Consider the following 17,849-nt stretch of genomic DNA (forward strand, 5'->3'; position numbering starts at 1 on the left):
AAAAAATCATTTTTATATTGTTCAACATGAAAGTGCTATTTTCCTGCTTATTAATGAATTTTTTTCTTCATCTTCCGACAGGACACTTATTTGCCCATATAAAGGCGACGGATAATTCCCAGATTCTGGAAAATACGCATACCGAAAATCAGTACCGCTACCAGATATAAATCGATACCGATCAGATTACCTGCATAGCACAAAAAGGCAGTCAGGATACCGTTGATAAAGAATCCGGAAATGAAAACCTGAGTATCATAATTGCCTTCGAGTGAAGCACGTACACCGCCCAGTACTGCATCCATACCGGCCATAACGGCTACGGCAAGCAGACGTGCGTATTCGGGCGGCACTCTGAAAGGACAGTAAACACCGAGTATAAGACCAAGCAAAAGGCCGGCAAATGCAAATCCAATCATTTCGCTGCCTCCTTGCTTTCCACTGTCTTAGCGTATTCAAAGCTACGCGGTGCTTTAAGCGCCGGAATATGCAGCTTTTCAACAGTCTTGATTTTTACCTGAATGCCCCAGAACTCAAAGGTTTCTACAACACCGCCACGCAGACGCAGGGCACTGCTCAGAGTTTTAGGAGCGCCTATAGCCTTTATAACATAAGGCGGAGCGCTGCGGACATTGTTTACCGAAATAGTAGGTCCGGCACAACGAATCTCGCTCATAGCTACAATGCGCTGATCGTTGACAGAAATTGCTTCCGCACCGGCAGCACGCAGCTCGTTGAGTACACGCAGCAAATCTTCATCATGAATAATGTACAAATTAGGATTTTCGCCGGACTTTTTGGCAATATTGCTGTCATCCAGCAAAATCTCAATGCCTTCGCCCTCTACGTCAGTCGTGCCTGCCATCAGCTTCATACGGTCATCAGCAGGATCCTTGGCAGCACCTGCTCGCAAGGTTTCCAGCTCCGTCAGCAGCTGCTTGTTCTCGGCTTCCATAATCTTCAGGCGTTCCGACAAATCCTCTACGCGGTCCATACGCACATTGCGTTGAAGCTCTGTAGTTTTATACTGTACCGAAAGCATAAATCCCAACACCATGAATACCACGGCAATCAACAGCTTGCCCTTTAAATCCATAGTAAAAATTTCTTTCATTATCTCACCCTCACTGTGACATCAGCTGCAACAGCTTTGCAGCTGTAACAAGTTAACAGCAATTTATTTTGGCAAAAGCTTGATATATGGCTTACCGAAGGTCAAATCAATATATTCAGCCTTAATGTTTTTATCTTTAATCTCGTTGAACACAGTCATAAACACAGAAGCCTTCTGTGATACCTCCTGCACCCTGCCCAGACGCACCGGAAAGCTGCCGCTCAGCTGCAGCTTGACATCCTGCTTATCATCAACGGCAATTTCACCGATACGCTGCAGTGCCTCCGGCGTCAGCTGCTGCAAAAATTGCAGAATCTGCAGCACACCCGTATTGGCAACCTTATCGCCCAGATAAAGATTACCGCATTTTATGCCGGCCAGCACAGGAGCCTTAGCATCCGGAATAGTAGTCGTCACACTAAGAACAACGCCGTTATAATCCACCTTCAGATAGCTGTGATAGGAATTGGCAACATAAAGCGCCGGCTGCCGTTCCTCTACGCTCACCTGCAAGGTTGCCGGAAAGCGGTAAGCCACCTCTGCATTCTTAAAGCGGACATCATGCAGCAAAGCCTCACGCAGACGGCCGGAGCTGGCATTGAAAAGATTCAACGGGCCTTGCCCGCAGCCTGCAAGCGAGATAACCTCTGCCTCCGTCAGCTGACTGCTTCCGTGAATGCTGACATTGCCAAAGGCAAATGCAGGATTATGCACATAGCGCCAGGCATATGTACATGTTACAGCAAGTACAGCCGTAGATACCAATAGGCGCACCAGGTGCCAGAATTTCCGGCGTCTGCGTCTGCGCAGTTGTTCGCGTATAGTCTGCGATGAATCCATGCTGCACCTCCTTTGGCTCCTAGTAAAACTTTTTTATTTAGCGCTCAGTAAAATTTTCTCGCACAGCTCCGGGAAGCTGATGCCAACAGCAGCAGCAGCCTTCGGAACCAGGCTGGTTGCCGTCATGCCGGGAACAGTATTTGCTTCAAGTACATAAGCAACACCATCCTCATCTCCCAGCATAGCATCTACACGCGCTACACCGGAAAGTCCCAGCAGCTTGTAGGTTTCTACGGCAATTTTTTGGATATAGGCAGTAGTTTTCTCATCAAACGGTGCCGGGCAGTGGTAATCCGTAGCACCCTTGGTGTATTTGGAATGGAAGTCATAGGCTCCGGAATGCGGTGCAATCCAGATAACCGGCAACGGCTTAGGCTCGCCGTTCTCTTCCATAATAGAAATCGTCAGCTCCTTGCCCTTGATGCACTTTTCTGCCAGCACATTTTCGGAATACTTGAAGGCTTCCTCCAGTGCAGGCACAACCTCTTGTGCAGTCTTGGGAATTACCACGCCGATGCTGGAGCCCTGAGTTGCTGCCTTAATAACTACAGGCAGACCGAACTCGGAAATAATTTTTTCTGCCAGCGTCTGCAAATCACCTGCATCACGCTTGTTGATAATCATGCAGGGTGCGGTAGGAATGCCTGCAGACTGCAGATAACGCTTCGTAGCGGATTTATCCATAGAAACAGCACTTGCCAGTACGCCGCAGCCGGTATAAGGAATACCTGCTGCCTCCAGAATACTCTGCAAACGGCCATCCTCACCGTACATACCATGAACGGCGTTAAATACTACCTTAGCGTTCATATCACGCAGCTCGTTAATCAGATTAGACGGATTCAGCTCTACTTCCTTAGCATTATAGCCCTTTTCGCGCAGTGCGTTGGCAATAGCGCCGCCGGTAACACGCGAAATCTCGGCCTCAGAGGAAGGCCCGCCTAAAACAACAGCAACAACATCCTGCTTATTAATCTGCATTTCTTTCCAACTCCCTAACCAATTCTTCTCCAATTTTAAACACATCACCGGCACCGATGGTCATCACCAGATCGCCGGGACGTACAACGCGCTCCAGGTATTCCTCAGCCTTGGTCAGCTTGCCGATATACAGCACCTCCTGACCGGTCGCTGCTTTGATACCCTCCGCCAGATGCATGCTGCTCACGCCGGGAATTGCTTCCTCGCTGGCTGCATAAATGTCAGTCAGAATCAGCTCATCGCAATCCTTAAAGCATTCGCAGAACTCAGAGAACAGCAGCTTGGTACGGGTGTAGCGATGCGGCTGGAATACACACAACAGACGCTCAGGCTTCGTCTGTCTGGCAGCCTTCAGCGTTACGCCGATTTCTGTCGGATGATGCGCATAATCATCAACAACCCAGACACCATTGACTTTACCCTTGGTTTCAAAACGACGTTTGGCACCGCCGAACTTTTTCAGGGATGCAAGAATTTTGTCGGTAGCAATGCCCATCTCATGTGCAGCAGCAAACGCGCCCATAGAATTCAGCACATTATGTCTGCCGGGAACAATCAGATGAACCTCTGTCACAAATTCTCCCTTGTAGTACAGCTTGTAGCTGGTGCCGTCAACACCGTAGGAAATATCACGAGCAATGTAGTCAGAACCCTCGCCTTCTACGCCGTAGGTAATTACCTCTTTATCGGTTTCGGCAGCCAGACGGCGTACCTTGGCATTATCAAAGCAAAGGACTGCCTTGCCGCCTTCCTTGATGTTGCCTACAAACTGTTTAAAAGCCTGATATATATTTTCTTCTGTACCGTAATGGTCCAGATGATCATCTTCAATATTAGTTACTACAGCAAGATACGGATACAGCTTGAGGAAGGAGCCGTCGCTTTCATCCGCCTCCGCTACCACAAAGCGACCTGCGCCGTTGCGCGCATTACCGCCAAGGCTGCTTACCTCGCCGCCGATGATAACAGTCGGGTCAATACCGCTTTCTGCCGCAATGCAGGAAATCATCGCACTGGTAGTAGTTTTGCCGTGAGCGCCTGCAACAGCTACGCCGTCGGCAGCATTCATCACTGCAGCCAGCACATCGCTGCGGTGCAGCACGGGAATACCGCGCTTTCTGGCCTCCATCAGCTCCGGATTGTTGGGATGAATCGCTGTAGAAATAACTACAGCCTCGGCATCCTCCACCTGGCTGGCAGCATGGCCCATATAAACCGTAGCGCCTTCTTCCGCCAGATGTGCCGACATATGACCGGCATTTAAATCGGAACCGCTTACATCATAGCCGCGCTTAATCAATACATAAGCAATCGCGCTCATGCCGGCGCCGCCGATACCGATAAAATGTATATTATGCAGGTTTGCTAATTTGTTTTCAGCCACTCGAGGCCCTCCCTTATTGTTTAGTCAAGGCCACAGCCTCTTTGGCTATAACCTCTGCAGCCTGCGGTCTGCCAAGCTTTTGGGCCGCCGCATGCATCTGCTGCAATTCCTCTTCATGTACTAGTAAATGCTCGATAAACTCCAACACGGTGTCGCCCATCAGGTCCTTATCAAGAATAACCTTGGCAGCACCCTGAGCCTCTACCGCTCTGGCATTAAACTCCTGGTGATTTGCCGTAGCATACGGATATGGTACCAGAAGCGACGGCACTCCCTTAGCCATCAGCTCTGCCAAGCCGATTGCACCGGCACGGAATACTGCCAGATCGGCCGCAGCCAACGCTACCGGCATATTATGCAGATAAGGCTTGATAATAATGTTATCTGCCACACCGCCGCGCTTTTTGATTTCCGCCATATATGCGTCATAATTCACGTCACCGGTCGCATGCAGCACCTGTACCTCGGCTCTGCCGGAAAGCGCCAGCTCTGCCTCCAGCATAGCGTTGTTAATGGTGCGCGCACCACGGCTGCCGCCGGAAACGAGAATCGTTTTCTTCGCCGGGTCCAGCCCCAGCTCCTTAACAGCTTCCTCACGCGTATGCTGCAGAATTTCACTGCGGATAGGATTGCCGGTATATTCCAGCTCTGCCTTGCCGTGAAAATATTTGCCGCCCTCTTTATAACCTAAAAATACTTTACGCACATAACGTGACAAAATTTTATTGGTTACACCGGGCATAGCGTTCTGCTCCTGAATGCAGCAGGGAATTCCATTTAACGCTGCCATGAAAACAATCGGGCCGCAGACATAACCGCCGGTACCGATTACCAGGTCCGGTTTTTCGTTACTGATAATCTTGTAGGCATCATATAAGCCGGCAAAAAGCTTTGCCGCGCTGCGCAGGGTATCCAGGCTCAGGCTGCGCTTAAAGCCTGCTACCTCAATGAACTGCAGCTTGTAGCCGTAGCGGGGAATGATATCCTTTTCCAAGCCCTGCTGTGTGCCCACGAAGCTGATTTCCGCCTCAGGCTGCAGTTTTTTTATCTGATCCGCAATGGTCAGGGCCGGATAAATGTGTCCGCCCGTACCGCCGCCGGAAAGAATTACCTTCACTTAACGTTACCTCCCTCCAGCTCGTGTACCAGCTTTTTAAAATAATTTCCGCGTTCGGGATAATTCTTAAACATATCAAAGGATGAGCAGGCCGGCGAAAGCAACACTACCTGTGGCTTATGTGCCATCGAATGCGCCTTGCTCACTGCATCCTCAAAGCTGTCAGCCAGCACGATATTCTGCACGCCGCAGGCAACAGCTGCCTTGTTAAAGCGCTCCTTGGCAGCGCCCAGCAGAATCAGAGCATCAGTCTTTTCCTTAACAAGCTCCATCATCGGCTCCAGCGGCGTCAGCTTATCGTGGCCGCCTGCGAGCAGGATGATGTGACCATCCTTGAAGGCCTCCAGCGCTTTAATTGTAGAATCGGTGTTGGTAGCCTTGGAATCATTGTAATACGGTACGCCATCAATCGTAGCAACGTATTCAATGCGGTGCTCAATGCTGCGGAAGTTACGCAGCACATCAGCCATATCGCTGATGCTCACACCGGCGAAAAAGCCGCAGGCAATGGCTGCCAGCACGTTTTCTTCGTTGTGACCGCCGAACAGATGCAGCTCGCTGATATTGCAGACAGTTTCCTGCTTGCCGTCCCAGCTGATGATAAAATTCCCATCCTGCATATAGATGCCCTGCTGCAGTTTTTCCTTACGGCTGAAGTAACACAGGCGGCCTTTAGTTTCCGCACCCCAGGTACGCACAATAGGATCATCGTAATTAAGCACCGTAACCTGCACTTCGCCCTGCTGACGGAAAATGTTCTTCTTCGCCTCGCCGTAGGCCTCCATCGTATGATGGCGCTCCAGATGATCCGGAGTCAGGTTCAGCACTACTGCGATGTCAGGGCAGAAGCTGCTTACTTTTTCCAGCTGAAAGCTGGAAAGCTCGGCAGCGAGCCAACCATCCTGAGGTAGGCTCTCTACCTCCTTGGACAGTGCCAGGCCGATATTGCCACCTACTGCAGAAGGCTCCGGCAGACGTTTGAGCATCTCGCCCACAATAGTAGTGGTAGTGGTTTTGCCGTTAGTACCGGTGATAGCGGCAATGTGACCGCCATACAGCCTGTAGCCAAGCTCAACCTCGCTGATGACCTCCAGTCCGCGCTGCTCTGCGAGCAGCACATTTGCGTTATCGCAGGCGATACCCGGAGAAAGCACCAGCACACCTGCAATATCAAGCAGGCCTTCAAATGCAGCCTGACCGATGGCCAGCCCACCGCCAACGCTCTCTAAAAGCTGCAGCAGCTGCGGCTCTAAAGTACAGTCCATATCGTTATACAAATATACCTGCTGCTTTCTATCTGCCAGCACCTGCGCTGCGCCACGGCCGCTGATGCCTGCGCCGTAAACGATTACAGCATCCTTTTTAGTCATCAAGAAACACCCTCTATTCATAAACATACATAGGCTATAGCCCTTTCACCGCAAAATTTGCGACAAAACGGTTATAGCCGAAGATTTTTTATACAAATGCATTAAGCCACAGGCATAAGCCAATGACAGACAATACGCAGCTTACTGCTGTAAAAACACGCACAACCTTAACCTCAGGCCAGCCGCCCAGCTCAAAATGATGATGCAGCGGAGACATGCGGAAAATACGCTTACCGCCGCTAAAACGGAAGTAGGTAACCTGAATAATTACCGACAGCGCTTCCGCTACATAGATACCGCCGACAATAACCAGCAGCAGCTCTGTACGTGTCAAAAGCGCTAAAGCGGCAATAGCACCACCCAAAGCCAAGGAACCGGTATCACCCATAAATACCCTGGCAGGATGACGGTTAAACAGCAAAAAGCCCAGGCAGGCACCGGTCAGTCCCAAAGAAAAACCGCTCAGATCCAACATGCCCTGCATGTAAGCAATAAAAGCGAAAACCATGGTAACGGGCAGACTGACAAAGGAAACCAGTCCGTCCAGACCATCCGTCAGGTTTACGGCATTGGTTGTGCCAACCAAAAGCAGGAAGGCCAGCACATAATACCCCCAGCCTAAATCAATGACAGCATTGATGCCGGGAACCCACAGCTCCGTATTGCGGATATGAGTTTCGGCGAAATATACATAGGCACCGGCCAGAATGAACTGCAGTAAAAATTTCTGCTTGGCAGTCAGGCCCAGATTACGCTTCATTACAACCTTGATGTAATCATCTATAAAGCCTATGACCGCATGGCCTACTGTCAGCACCAGAGCAATAATTACATGGGGAGTAAAGTTGCCCCACAGCAAAGCAACCAGCAACGCTGCCAGCATCATAAGTCCGCCCATCGTCGGTGTGCCGCTTTTCGCCATATGGCTTGCCGGTCCGCACTCTCGGATAGACTGGCCGAACTTCAGCTTATGCAGATAAGGAATCAGCACCGGGCCGATTAAAGCACACACGATAAACGCAGTCACAGGAATTCCGATTAATTTTAACATCTACTAAAATCTCACTCTCTTAAGTTTACTTGAACAGCTCCAGCATTTTGTCAACCTGCATGGAATGGCTGCCCTTAAGCAGGATAATATCACCTGCGGAAGCCATCAGACGCAGAGCATCCGCTGCCTCCTGACGGTCAGCGCAATGCTTGCTCTTGCCGCCAAGCTCTGCAGCCTCATCCGCAATATAAGCAGCCTGCGGACCGTAGGTCAGTACAAAATCTACACCGTTTTCTACAGCCCAGCGGCCTACACGGCGATGCGCATCCTCACTGATATCTCCCAACTCCAGCATGTCTGCCAGCACAGCAATAGTGCGGGCCTTGCCATGCGCTGCCTTCTTGGCCTCCGCCAAGGTTTTCAGTGCCGCTTCCATAGAAGCAGGACTTGCATTATATGCGTCATTGATAAAGGTAATATCGCCGATATAAACGATTTCCTGACGGCTGCCTGTCAGACGGGCAGTTGCCAGCGCCTGCGCGCTTACTGCCATCGGCACGCCGTAGCAGAAGGCGCCGGCAATAGCGCTCAATGCGTTATAAACGTTATGCTCGCCAATCAGCTGCAGGCTTACATTGACAGCTTCACCGGTAGCCTTATGGGTACAGGTAAAGGTAGTACCTGCACCGGAGGTCACAATATCACTGCCGCGGAAGTCGCAGTTTTCGCCCAGGCCGAAGTAAACAACTTTTGCCTTGGTTTTGTCTGCTGCCGGCAGTACGTATTCGTTATCGCCGTTGAGCACAGCAAAGCCATCCTCCGGCAAATTAAGTACGATTTCGCTTTTGGCCTTGCCGATGTTTTCCATGCTGCCCAAAAGCTCCATGTGAGTTTCGCCCACGTTGGTAATCAGACCGCTGTCAGGCTCGGCAATGCGGCACAGCTCGGCAATCTGGCCCAAGCCGCGCATGCCCATCTCCACAACGGCAATATCGGTATCAGGCTTAATACTCAGCAAGGTTTTCGGCAGACCGATTTCATTATTGAAGTTGCCCTGAGTTTTGACAACGTTATATTTGCAGCTCAGGCAGGCAGCCAGCAAATCCTTAGTAGAGGTTTTGCCGTTGGAGCCTGTGATAGCAAAAACCTTCAGGCCCTGCTTACGCAGACGGTAGGCATGCGCAAGCTGCTGATAAGCAAGCAGCGTATCCTCTACCATGAACACAGCAACGCCCGCAGGCAGGCCGCTCACCTCATGGGATACGACAACGCCCGCAGCACCCAGCTCCACAGCCTTGGCGCAATAGTCATGGCCGTCAAAATTATCGCCCTTCAGCGCTACGAATAATTCTCCCGGCTTTACCGCACGGGAATCGGTGGTTACGCCGGTAAACTCAAAATCTGCACAAACAGCCTTAGTAGCTGCTAAAACTTCACTGGCCTTCAGCATTTTTTATCACTCCAGTATTCCATTACAACTTCTTTATCATCAAAGTGAATAGTTCTGTCCTTCAAAATCTGGTAATTTTCGTGGCCCTTGCCGGCAATCAGAATAACATCATTGTCAGCAGCCTCTGCCAAAGCATAGCAGATTGCCTCACGTCTGTCGCTCAGACGGGTAACGTGCTTGCCTGCAGGCACATTTTGCAGTGCCGTAAAGATTTCGTCGATAATCAGCTCCGGATCCTCGGTACGCGGATTATCGGAGGTAACAACGATATTGTCAGCCAGCTCCAGCGCCAGCGCACCCATCAGCGGACGCTTTTTGTTGTCACGGTCACCGCCGCAGCCGAACACAACCCACAGCTTACCGCGGGTAATGGAGCGCGCTGTTTTCAGCACGTTCTCCAAACCGTCGGGAGTATGTGCGTAGTCTACAATAACAGTATAAGGCTGTCCTGCCTCAACAAGCTGGAAACGTCCAGGGACGCCGTCAAAACCGTCGAGTACGGAGCCAATGATATCCTTGTCAATATTTTCAGCCAGCATTGCACCGATAACACCCATAACATTATACACGTTGAACTCGCCGGTAATCTTCAGCTCCAGGTCCATTTCGCCCACCGGAGTATGCAACAGCAGCTGCATATGCTTAGGTTCTACCGTAAAGCTCAGCGGATAGATGTCATTATCATGGCCTTCGCCGTAGGTCAGCACGTTGGCCTTGGTACGCTCGCGGATAATTGCGGAGCTCGGATCATCCATATTGAAGACAGCGTTTTTATTCGGCTTACTGCCGTCGGTCAGATGCTCAAAGAGCAGGCTCTTGGCATCGCGATAGTTTTCCATTGTTTTATGGAAGTCCAGGTGATCCTGGGTAATATTCGTCAGCACAGCGCAGTCATATTCAATGCCTGCCACACGCTTCAGCGCCAAAGCATGGCTGGAAACTTCCATTACGCAGTAGTCACAGCCGGCGCAGCACATAGCGTACAGTGTTTTCTGCAGGTCAACTACGTCCGGAGTAGTGTTATGAGATTCGGTAATCTCATCGTTAATCATAATATTGATAGTGCCGATCAGACCAACCTTATAGCCTGCCTTACGCAGAATCAGGCGAATAATATTCGTCGAGGTTGTTTTGCCGTTAGTACCGGTCACGCCGATCATTCTCAGCTTGCGTCCCGGATAATCATAAAAATACGGCGTTACCAGCTCCATAGCCTCACGCGTATCAGCAACCTTAATAAGAGTAACACCCTGCGGTACTTCAGCGGGAACGTCCTCCACCAGCGCAGCAACAGCGCCCTTCTCGGCAGCCATCGTCAAAAATTTATGTCCGTCTACAGTTGCACCCTTCAGGCAGATAAAAAGACTGCCGGCTACCACCGCACGGGAATCGGCAGTTACATCAGTAATAACTTTATCGGCACTGCCAATTACCTCAGCCTGCGGCAATAAGGCAAGGAGTGAAGCTAATTGCTTTTCCATTTATTAACCCCCCTGTTTTACGTTCTGCCCCTCAAGGAGCAAAGCCGTAAATTACTTCTAGTTTAATTATAGTATAGAATTTAAATTGAAACGGCAGCCAAAAGGCTGCCTCCCAAAAACCCATTCAAATTATATCACAATATAAACTGAATGGCTATGTTTATTTGTTATGAACAGCCAAAGAATTGCTGCTTCCGCCAGCCTTAACATAAATATTGCTGCGGGCAACACTCATACCCAAATACTGTTCGGCCAAACCGATAATACGGTCAGGACCCTTCAGCTGCTCAACCTCGATTTTCAGCTCGTTGTTTTTGGTGATAAGCTGAGCCTCCTGCTGTTGCAGGCTCACCAGCTCATTGCCATATTGCACCATAGCGTTACTGCGTAAAACAACAATAAAATAAGCTGCCATAATAAGTAAAAATGCTTTAAGAATTCTGTTGCGCAGCACTCTTCTCGGATCAGGTCTATGTACTTTTCTGCGGGCAGGCTGCTGAACCTCATATTGCTCGGCAGGCTGCTCCTGCCAAGCATAATTATCGTATTTTCTGGCAAGCATCAAAATCACCCTTCATCAAAACATCAAAATTTATCTATGTGCATTTGTCAAATCTTAATTGCATAACGCAGGCGCGCACTGCGGCTGCGCGGATTTTCTTCCACCTCTGCCTTGGATGGAACAATATTGCCTGTTTTGCGCAGCAAAGGCTTTTTACCGCATACGCACACCGGCAGCTGCGGCGGGCAAGTGCAGCCCTTGGCAAGCTTGGCAAAGGTCTGCTTAATAATTCTGTCCTCCAGCGAATGGAAGGTAATGACACCGATACGGCCGCCGCTCTTTAAGCGGTTCACGGCTCTTTCCATAGTATCTGCCAAAATTCCCAGCTCGTTGTTTACCTCTATGCGGATAGCCTGAAAGGTACGCTTCGCCGGATGCGGACCGTCAAGTCTTGCTCCCTTGGGAATAGCCTTCTTGATGACATCCACCAGCTCAAAGGTAGTAGTCAACGGCTTTTCTTTGCGCGCCGCCACAATAAACTGTGCGATACGCTTCGCCCAACGTTCCTCACCGTAACGGTGAATGATATCCGCCAGCTCTTCTTCCTTATAGTGGTTTACAATGTACTCTGCATCCAGACTTGCTTCTTTATTCATGCGCATATCCAAAGGTCCGTCATGCATATACGAAAAACCACGCTCCGGTGTATCCAGCTGATAGCTCGAAACACCAAGATCAAAAAAGATACCGTCAATTTCATCGATTCCCATAGAATCCAATACCTGGGAAAAATTTTCAAAATTGGACTTGGCAACTGCGGTTTTGCAGGTAAATTTGTTCAGCAAGCGTTCGGAACCGGCAGCAATAGCATCATCATCCTGATCAATGCCAATCAAAAGACCGCCTGCCTCCAGCTGTGCGGCAAACGCACTGCTATGACCTGCACCGCCCATAGTGCAGTCCACGTAAATACCATTTTTATCTGTTATCAGAAAGTCCACGCTCTCAGCGAGCAGAATACTTGTATGCTTAAATTCCATAGCCAACACCAATCTTATATTCCTAAGTCAGCAAGCTGCTCTGCAAGCTCGCTCACATCCTCGGCATTTTCTTCGTTATATTCGTTCCAACGGCCTGCATCCCAAATTTCGGCTCTGCTGCCTACGCCCACAATCACAGCATCCTTTTCCAGACCGGCATGACGACGCAGGTTTGCCGGCAAAAGCACTCTGCCCTGCTTGTCACATTCGCCCTCGCAGGCACCGCCAAAGAGAAAACGTGTAAAATCACGCGCTGTTTTGCGGCTCATCGGCAAGGCTGCCAGCTTCTGTTCCAACTGATGCCATTGCTCCATATCGTAAACAAAAAGACAGCCGTCCAGACCTTTGGTAATTATAAACTTACTGCCCAAACTTTCACGCAGCTTAGCAGGCATAGCAAGACGACCTTTTGCATCCAGAGTGTGTTCGTATTCACCTAAAAGCATTTTGTCGCCCCCTTTTTACCCACATTGCACCACTTTTCTCCATTATATCGTTTATTAGCCGTAAACGCAAGTATTTCACGGCTTAATGTGAAAAAATAATCAAAAAAACGTGAACTCTGTCAAGCTTATTTCGCAAAAAATTTTCAGTAATAAATTTGGCTTTTAGAAGCACAGATGATATAATGAATGAGTACGGATTTCGTGTACAATTTTTATAAAAAGGAGACTTATACAATGGTTACTAAAGATACCGGCATTATTGAAGCCGTTCAAAACCATCCTGAAATCATGGAGGTTTTCGCTGAATATGGTCTGGGCTGCATCGGCTGCATGGCTGCTCATTTCGAAACCATCGGTCAAGGCGCTGGCGCTCACGGCATTGATGTTGATGCTCTTATCGAAGATATCAATAAAGTTATTGCCGAAGCAGAAGCAAACAAATAAAATAGCGAAGCGGGATAAATACTGCACCGGCATATTTTCACCGCATAGAAAAAATGAGGGAGCTATCTCCAGCACAAGTGGGGACGGTTCCCTGTTTTCATAAGGAGGTCTCTGTTATGTTCAAAACTCGTAAGGTTGTAATCGTCGGCGCAGGTCACGTCGGCTCTCACGTTGCTTTAGCGCTCATCCAATCCGGTGAAGCAGATGATATTGTACTTATTGATATTCTTAAGGAAAAAGCTGCAGCACAGGCACTGGATTTGGACGACTGTGTCAGCGGTGCTCTTTGCGGTCACGACGCAAAAATCCGCGCCGGTGAATACAGTGAGCTCAATGACGCAGATATTCTGGTAATGGCCTTCGGCCGCAGCCGTCGTCCCGGCGAAACTCGTCTGGATATGTTTGATGATTCCATCAAGATGGCTAACGAAGTTATCAGCCACCTGAAACAGGTTGACTTCAATGGAATTATGATCAGCATTTCCAATCCTGCAGATATTATCTGCGAGCATATCCGCCGTCAGATGCAGTGGGATTCGCATCGCTGCTTCTGCACCGGCACCAGCCTGGAAAGCTACCGCCTGCTGCGCGTACTCAGCGCCGCTACCGGCTACAGCCGTAAATCTATCCAAGCCTTCTGCATGGGTGAGCACGGTAATTCCAGCTTCGTTGTCTGGTCCCGCATCCGCATCGGCAGCAAGAGCTTTGCCCAGCTGCGCAGCGAACGTCCGGAGCTGGCTGCCCTCAGTCTGGATGATTTGCAGCTGCAGGTTAAAAGAGCCGGTGATATCGAGGTTGACGGCAAAGGCTGCACAGAATTCGGTATTGCCAATGCTGCCTGCATGCTGATTAAGGCTATCTTCCATGATCAGAAGCTCATCTGGCCCTGCTCCACCGCTCTCAACGGCGAATACGGTCAGAAGAACGTTGCTGCCGGCGTACCCTGTGTCATCGGCAAGAACGGTATCGAAGAGATTCTTGAACTGAAGCTGACGGAAGAAGAAGAAGCTAAGTTCGCTGCTTCCTGCGACATTCTGCGTGGCTTTTTGGACAGAGCAGGCAGCTTGTAAAGATAAGCTTGCAATGCTTATAAGAATGTAAAACGTTAATTACAAAAAACGTCGTAAGCAATGATCAGCACTCATAAGCTCACGACGTTTTTTTATACACATTATAAAACTACAAACTCACAGCCTCAATAAGCATCCAATCCGTTGCGTGCACCACCGACAACACGCACATTGCTAACATTAAAAGCAGCTTTAATCACAGGCAGATACTTGCCGATTAGCTCCGTGCGCACTCTTTCATCGCCGGCAACCAGCAGCAACGCATCGTCGCCCAGGTTAATATTCAGCAGCGGGCTAATCAGACGCTCAAACGCAGGCGCAGACATAGCCTTCTTCAAAGCCGTCAGTCCGGGTACAAGCTGCGGTTTTTCCTTAGCCATGCGCACCTCCAGCGCTTCAAAAGGAACCTCGAACAGCTTATCATTGGCTGCCCCGACAAAGCTTTCATTAAGAGAACCGCTTACACCAACAAAATCTTCTGCCATAAGAAAAACCTCCTTCATAACATATACACATAGGGAGACATAGCCTCCGCTCAAAATAAAAACTCCTGCTAATATGAATTTATCACGATTCGGACTCTTTGTCAAAAAATACATAGTGAAAATTTCAGCAATATTTCAATAACGCTTAACAAAAAATGCTTCTCGGCAAGCGGTTTTTACAACTGTAATCAAACCGGCTGAAAGCACTATTACAGACATACAAAAACTGACGAAGCAAAATTTGCCTCGTCAGTTTTATTTTTAGGTAATATTTAATTCAACGTCTGCTAAACGAAGTAATTATTTCACCATAGCAGCAACGATATCAAAAGCAGCAGCAAGTGCTTCATCAACCTTAGCTACGTCCTTAGCACCGGCTTGTGCCATATCAGGACGACCGCCGCCGCCACCGCCGCACAGCTTAGCAACAGCCTTAACGATGTTGCCCGCATGTACGCCTTTAGCAACTGCATCTTTAGTAGCCATGGTCAGAATGCTTACCTTCTCGCCCATAACAGCAGCCAGCACAACAACGCCGCCCACCTTATCACGCATCTGGTCACCCAGATTACGCAGAGCGTCAACGCTGTCAGCATTAACCTTCTGTACCAGAACAGGAACGCCGTTAGCATCCTTAATCTGATCAGCAACATTGCTTACCTGCGCCTTAGCGATTTCTGCAGCCAGCTCTTCAGACTTCTTCTGTGCTGCCTTCAGCTCGCATTGCAGAGTCTCCAGACGAGTCGGAACGTCGCAGGAGCGGCATTTCAGCTCAGCAGCCAGACCGTTTACCATTTCCTCGGTAGCATTCACATGAGCCACAGCACCATGACCGGTAACAGCCTCAATACGGCGCACGCCTGCACCGCTGGAGCCTTCGCTCACGATTTTGAACATACCTATTTGTGCGGTATTGCTTACATGGCTGCCGCCGCAGAACTCCATGGAGAAGTCCGGAACGGTAACAACGCGAACGATGTTGCCGTATTTTTCGCCGAAGAGAGCGGTAGCACCCTTCTTCTTAGCTTCCTCAATCGGCAGCTCTTCAATATTAACAGCCTTGCCAGCCAGAACCTGCTCGTTGACAATAGCCTCAACCTTCTTCAGCTCCTCAGCAGTAACCTGAGAGAAGTGGGAGAAGTCAAAACGCAGACGGTCCGGACCGACATAGCTGCCGGCCTGGTTAACATGGGCACCCAGAACCTGTTTCAGAGCAGCATGCAGCAGATGGGTTGCGGTATGGTTACGAGCGATATCCATCTTGCGTGCCTTGTCTACAGCAAAGGTAACAGCGTCACCTACAGCAACAGTGCCTTCGGTTACGGAACCGATCATAATAACAGCGCCGTCAGGCAGCTTTTTGGTAACATTTACAGCGATAACGCCGGTCGAAGCGGTAATAGTACCGATATCGCCCAGCTGGCCGCCGCCCTCAGCATGGAAAGCGGTAACGTCGCAGATAACAGCAACATCAGTGCCGTCAGCAGCGTTTTCAATCGGCTGTGCGTCATGCGCAGGATACATTTTTACAATCTTAGCTTCGGTTGCAGCTTCGTCAACCTTCAGTTCAGCAACATTGATGCCGCTGGTGTTATAAACAACCGGACGGCCCTCTTTATCGTTGCGTGCTTCACGCGCCATTTTACGCTGAACCTCCAGAGCAGCGTCGAAGCCTTCTTTATCCATAGTCATGCCGGCTTCTTCCAGAATTTCTTCAGTCAGTTCCCAGGGGAAGCCAAAGGTATCGTTCAGCTTGAAAGCAGTTGCACCGTCGAGCACGGTTTTGTTTTCAGCCTTCAGCTTTTCAATCTCCTCGTTCAGCAGCTCGCAGCCCTGTTTCAGAGTGCGCAGGAAGCTGGTTTCTTCCATTTCCACAACCTTTTTGATGAAGTCAGCCTTCTCTACCAGGTTGGGGTAAGCGTGACCGAACATGCCGATAACAACGTCAACAGCACCGGTCAGGAACATCTCGTTGATACCCAGCAGACGAGCGTGACGGATAGCACGGCGCAGGATACGGCGCAGTACATAGCCACGGCCTTCGTTGGACGGAAGAATACCATCACCGATCATAAAGGTCATGCTGCGTACATGGTCAGCGATAACCTTCAGGGAAACGTCGGTAGCCTTGTCCTTGCCATATTCAACATTAGCAATCTTAGCTGCATATTCAATAATCGGGAAAATCAGATCAGTTTCAAAGTTGGACGGCTTGCCTTGAACAACACTTGCCAAACGCTCTAAGCCGGCGCCGGTATCAATGTTCTTGTTTTTCAGCGGTGGATAGGTGCCATCAGGCATCTGGTTGAACTGGGTAAATACCAGGTTCCAGATTTCCAGGAAACGATCGCAGTCACAGCCGGGGCCGCAGGTCGGTTTGCCGCAGCCGCGTTCAGGACCGAGGTCGATGTGGATTTCGGAGTCAGGACCGCACGGACCGCTGCCAATTTCCCACCAGTTATCAGCCAGGCGTACAATGTGGTCTTCAGGAACACCTACAACATTGTGCCAGATATCAAAAGCTTCATCATCCTCAGTGTGGATGGTGATGTACAGCTTATCGCCAGGCAGGCCAAGTTCCTTGGTCAGGAACTCCCAGCTCCAGGGGATAACTTCTTTTTTGAAGTAATCGCCAAAGGAGAAGTTGCCCAGCATTTCAAAATAGGTATGGTGGCGCGCAGTGCGGCCAACGTTTTCAATATCACCGGTACGCACGCATTTTTGGCAGGTGGTGATACGAGTAGCAGGCGGTTTCATTTTGCCGGTGAAAAACGGCTTGAACGGTGCCATGCCTGCACCGATAATCAGCAGAGTCGGGTCATCCTGAGGAATCAGGGAAGCACTCGGAAGCATAAGATGGCCTCTATCTTGGAAAAATTTCAAAAACTTTTCGCGGATTTCGTTACCAGTCATGTATTTCATAGTAGTTCATTCGCTCCTTCGAAAAATAATACTGCATTACTGCGGAAATTACCGCAGCAGACAAAGATTGCATATAAAAAAATTATATAATTTTTGCCTGTGAATGTCAATAAGCGCAAAGCTCCGCAAGTGTATACATAGCATAAAAAACGGAGCAATTATCTGCCCGAAAGGCAATCTAACTGCTCCGTCTGCTTAAATTTAATTTTTAA

17 protein-coding genes are annotated in these 17,849 nt (G+C 49.5%); 2 read left to right on the plus strand and 15 right to left on the minus strand.

Annotated features, from left to right (window positions below; all coding sequences use genetic code 11):
• Positions 1-86 precede the first annotated feature (86 nt).
• From M5E81_RS06540 to mraZ, 13 genes are all read right to left on the minus strand, one after another.
• A complete protein-coding gene (locus M5E81_RS06540) occupies positions 87-419 on the minus strand; it encodes a small basic family protein (RefSeq protein ID WP_009145984.1) in 333 nt (110 codons plus the stop codon).
• A complete protein-coding gene (locus M5E81_RS06545) occupies positions 416-1,114 on the minus strand; it encodes a DUF881 domain-containing protein (protein WP_009145985.1) in 699 nt (232 codons plus the stop codon). Before M5E81_RS06545 ends, M5E81_RS06540 begins: the two co-directional genes overlap by 4 nt.
• 63 nt (positions 1,115-1,177) lie before the next feature.
• Complete coding sequence (locus tag M5E81_RS06550) at positions 1,178-1,954, minus strand: cell division protein FtsQ/DivIB (RefSeq protein WP_040565291.1); 777 nt, start codon at positions 1,952-1,954, stop codon at positions 1,178-1,180.
• A 33-nt stretch (positions 1,955-1,987) separates the two neighbouring features.
• Positions 1,988-2,935, minus strand: coding sequence for a D-alanine--D-alanine ligase family protein (locus tag M5E81_RS06555; RefSeq protein ID WP_009145987.1), 948 nt, complete (start codon positions 2,933-2,935; stop codon positions 1,988-1,990).
• Positions 2,925-4,319 carry a UDP-N-acetylmuramate--L-alanine ligase gene (gene murC, locus M5E81_RS06560; protein ID WP_249747080.1) on the minus strand — a complete coding sequence of 465 codons (1,395 nt, stop codon included), beginning with the start codon at positions 4,317-4,319 and terminating at the stop codon, positions 2,925-2,927. The genes M5E81_RS06555 and murC overlap by 11 nt, the downstream gene beginning before the upstream one ends.
• A 13-nt stretch (positions 4,320-4,332) precedes the next feature.
• Positions 4,333-5,436 (minus strand): undecaprenyldiphospho-muramoylpentapeptide beta-N-acetylglucosaminyltransferase, encoded by a 1,104-nt coding sequence (gene murG, locus M5E81_RS06565; RefSeq protein WP_249747081.1) that lies wholly within the window; start codon positions 5,434-5,436, stop codon positions 4,333-4,335.
• A complete protein-coding gene (gene murD, locus M5E81_RS06570) occupies positions 5,433-6,806 on the minus strand; it encodes a UDP-N-acetylmuramoyl-L-alanine--D-glutamate ligase (RefSeq protein ID WP_040565293.1) in 1,374 nt (457 codons plus the stop codon). Before murD ends, murG begins: the two co-directional genes overlap by 4 nt.
• 88 nt (positions 6,807-6,894) lie before the next feature.
• Entirely contained in the window at positions 6,895-7,857 is a 963-nt protein-coding gene (mraY, locus tag M5E81_RS06575) for a phospho-N-acetylmuramoyl-pentapeptide-transferase (protein WP_009145991.1), read from the minus strand.
• 25 nt (positions 7,858-7,882) lie between these two features.
• The gene (locus M5E81_RS06580) at positions 7,883-9,247 is read right to left on the minus strand and encodes a UDP-N-acetylmuramoyl-tripeptide--D-alanyl-D-alanine ligase (protein ID WP_009145992.1); all 1,365 of its coding nucleotides are present in this window, start codon (positions 9,245-9,247) and stop codon (positions 7,883-7,885) included.
• Positions 9,241-10,728, minus strand: a complete 1,488-nt coding sequence (locus tag M5E81_RS06585; RefSeq protein ID WP_009145993.1) for a UDP-N-acetylmuramoyl-L-alanyl-D-glutamate--2,6-diaminopimelate ligase — start codon at positions 10,726-10,728, stop codon at positions 9,241-9,243. The genes M5E81_RS06580 and M5E81_RS06585 overlap by 7 nt, the downstream gene beginning before the upstream one ends.
• 160 nt (positions 10,729-10,888) lie before the next feature.
• Positions 10,889-11,290 carry a cell division protein FtsL gene (locus tag M5E81_RS06590; RefSeq protein ID WP_009145994.1) on the minus strand — a complete coding sequence of 134 codons (402 nt, stop codon included), beginning with the start codon at positions 11,288-11,290 and terminating at the stop codon, positions 10,889-10,891.
• Positions 11,291-11,337: 47 nt separating this feature from the next.
• Complete coding sequence (gene rsmH, locus M5E81_RS06595; protein WP_210684297.1) at positions 11,338-12,270, minus strand: 16S rRNA (cytosine(1402)-N(4))-methyltransferase RsmH; 933 nt, start codon at positions 12,268-12,270, stop codon at positions 11,338-11,340.
• A gap of 14 nt (positions 12,271-12,284) precedes the next feature.
• The gene (gene mraZ, locus M5E81_RS06600) at positions 12,285-12,716 is read right to left on the minus strand and encodes a division/cell wall cluster transcriptional repressor MraZ (RefSeq protein WP_009145996.1); all 432 of its coding nucleotides are present in this window, start codon (positions 12,714-12,716) and stop codon (positions 12,285-12,287) included.
• 234 nt (positions 12,717-12,950) lie between these two features.
• On the opposite strand from mraZ, the gene M5E81_RS06605 reads away from it, so the two are divergent.
• Positions 12,951-13,160 (plus strand): DUF1858 domain-containing protein, encoded by a 210-nt coding sequence (locus M5E81_RS06605; protein WP_040564637.1) that lies wholly within the window; start codon positions 12,951-12,953, stop codon positions 13,158-13,160.
• 116 nt (positions 13,161-13,276) lie between these two features.
• The gene (locus tag M5E81_RS06610) at positions 13,277-14,230 is read left to right on the plus strand and encodes a lactate/malate family dehydrogenase (protein ID WP_249747082.1); all 954 of its coding nucleotides are present in this window, start codon (positions 13,277-13,279) and stop codon (positions 14,228-14,230) included.
• 125 nt (positions 14,231-14,355) lie between these two features.
• On the opposite strand, the gene M5E81_RS06615 is transcribed toward M5E81_RS06610, so the two are convergent.
• Both M5E81_RS06615 and alaS read right to left on the minus strand, forming a co-directional pair.
• On the minus strand, positions 14,356-14,715 hold the full coding sequence (locus tag M5E81_RS06615) for a hypothetical protein (RefSeq protein ID WP_148495301.1): 360 nt from the start codon (positions 14,713-14,715) through the stop codon (positions 14,356-14,358).
• A gap of 300 nt (positions 14,716-15,015) precedes the next feature.
• Entirely contained in the window at positions 15,016-17,637 is a 2,622-nt protein-coding gene (alaS, locus tag M5E81_RS06620) for an alanine--tRNA ligase (protein ID WP_249747083.1), read from the minus strand.
• Positions 17,638-17,849: the final 212 nt, after the last annotated feature.

Origin of the sequence: Phascolarctobacterium succinatutens (genome assembly GCF_023497905.1) — a bacterium.
GTDB classification, from domain to species: domain Bacteria; phylum Bacillota; class Negativicutes; order Acidaminococcales; family Acidaminococcaceae; genus Phascolarctobacterium_A; species Phascolarctobacterium_A succinatutens.

Excerpts from the sequence above, each read along its gene's own strand:
- M5E81_RS06540 (WP_009145984.1), bottom strand. The coding sequence starts at position 419 with ATGATTGGATTTGCATTTGCCGGCCTTTTGCTTGGTCTTATACTCGGT.
- M5E81_RS06545 (WP_009145985.1), bottom strand. The coding sequence starts at position 1,114 with ATGAAAGAAATTTTTACTATGGATTTAAAGGGCAAGCTGTTGATTGCC.
- M5E81_RS06550 (WP_040565291.1), bottom strand. The coding sequence starts at position 1,954 with ATGGATTCATCGCAGACTATACGCGAACAACTGCGCAGACGCAGACGC.
- M5E81_RS06555 (WP_009145987.1), bottom strand. The coding sequence starts at position 2,935 with ATGCAGATTAATAAGCAGGATGTTGTTGCTGTTGTTTTAGGCGGGCCT.
- murD (WP_040565293.1), bottom strand. The coding sequence starts at position 6,806 with ATGACTAAAAAGGATGCTGTAATCGTTTACGGCGCAGGCATCAGCGGC.
- mraY (WP_009145991.1), bottom strand. The coding sequence starts at position 7,857 with ATGTTAAAATTAATCGGAATTCCTGTGACTGCGTTTATCGTGTGTGCT.
- M5E81_RS06580 (WP_009145992.1), bottom strand. The coding sequence starts at position 9,247 with ATGCTGAAGGCCAGTGAAGTTTTAGCAGCTACTAAGGCTGTTTGTGCA.
- M5E81_RS06585 (WP_009145993.1), bottom strand. The coding sequence starts at position 10,728 with ATGGAAAAGCAATTAGCTTCACTCCTTGCCTTATTGCCGCAGGCTGAG.
- M5E81_RS06590 (WP_009145994.1), bottom strand. The coding sequence starts at position 11,290 with ATGCTTGCCAGAAAATACGATAATTATGCTTGGCAGGAGCAGCCTGCC.
- rsmH (WP_210684297.1), bottom strand. The coding sequence starts at position 12,270 with ATGGAATTTAAGCATACAAGTATTCTGCTCGCTGAGAGCGTGGACTTT.
- mraZ (WP_009145996.1), bottom strand. The coding sequence starts at position 12,716 with ATGCTTTTAGGTGAATACGAACACACTCTGGATGCAAAAGGTCGTCTT.
- M5E81_RS06605 (WP_040564637.1), top strand. The coding sequence starts at position 12,951 with ATGGTTACTAAAGATACCGGCATTATTGAAGCCGTTCAAAACCATCCT.
- M5E81_RS06610 (WP_249747082.1), top strand. The coding sequence starts at position 13,277 with ATGTTCAAAACTCGTAAGGTTGTAATCGTCGGCGCAGGTCACGTCGGC.
- M5E81_RS06615 (WP_148495301.1), bottom strand. The coding sequence starts at position 14,715 with ATGGCAGAAGATTTTGTTGGTGTAAGCGGTTCTCTTAATGAAAGCTTT.
- alaS (WP_249747083.1), bottom strand. The coding sequence starts at position 17,637 with ATGAAATACATGACTGGTAACGAAATCCGCGAAAAGTTTTTGAAATTT.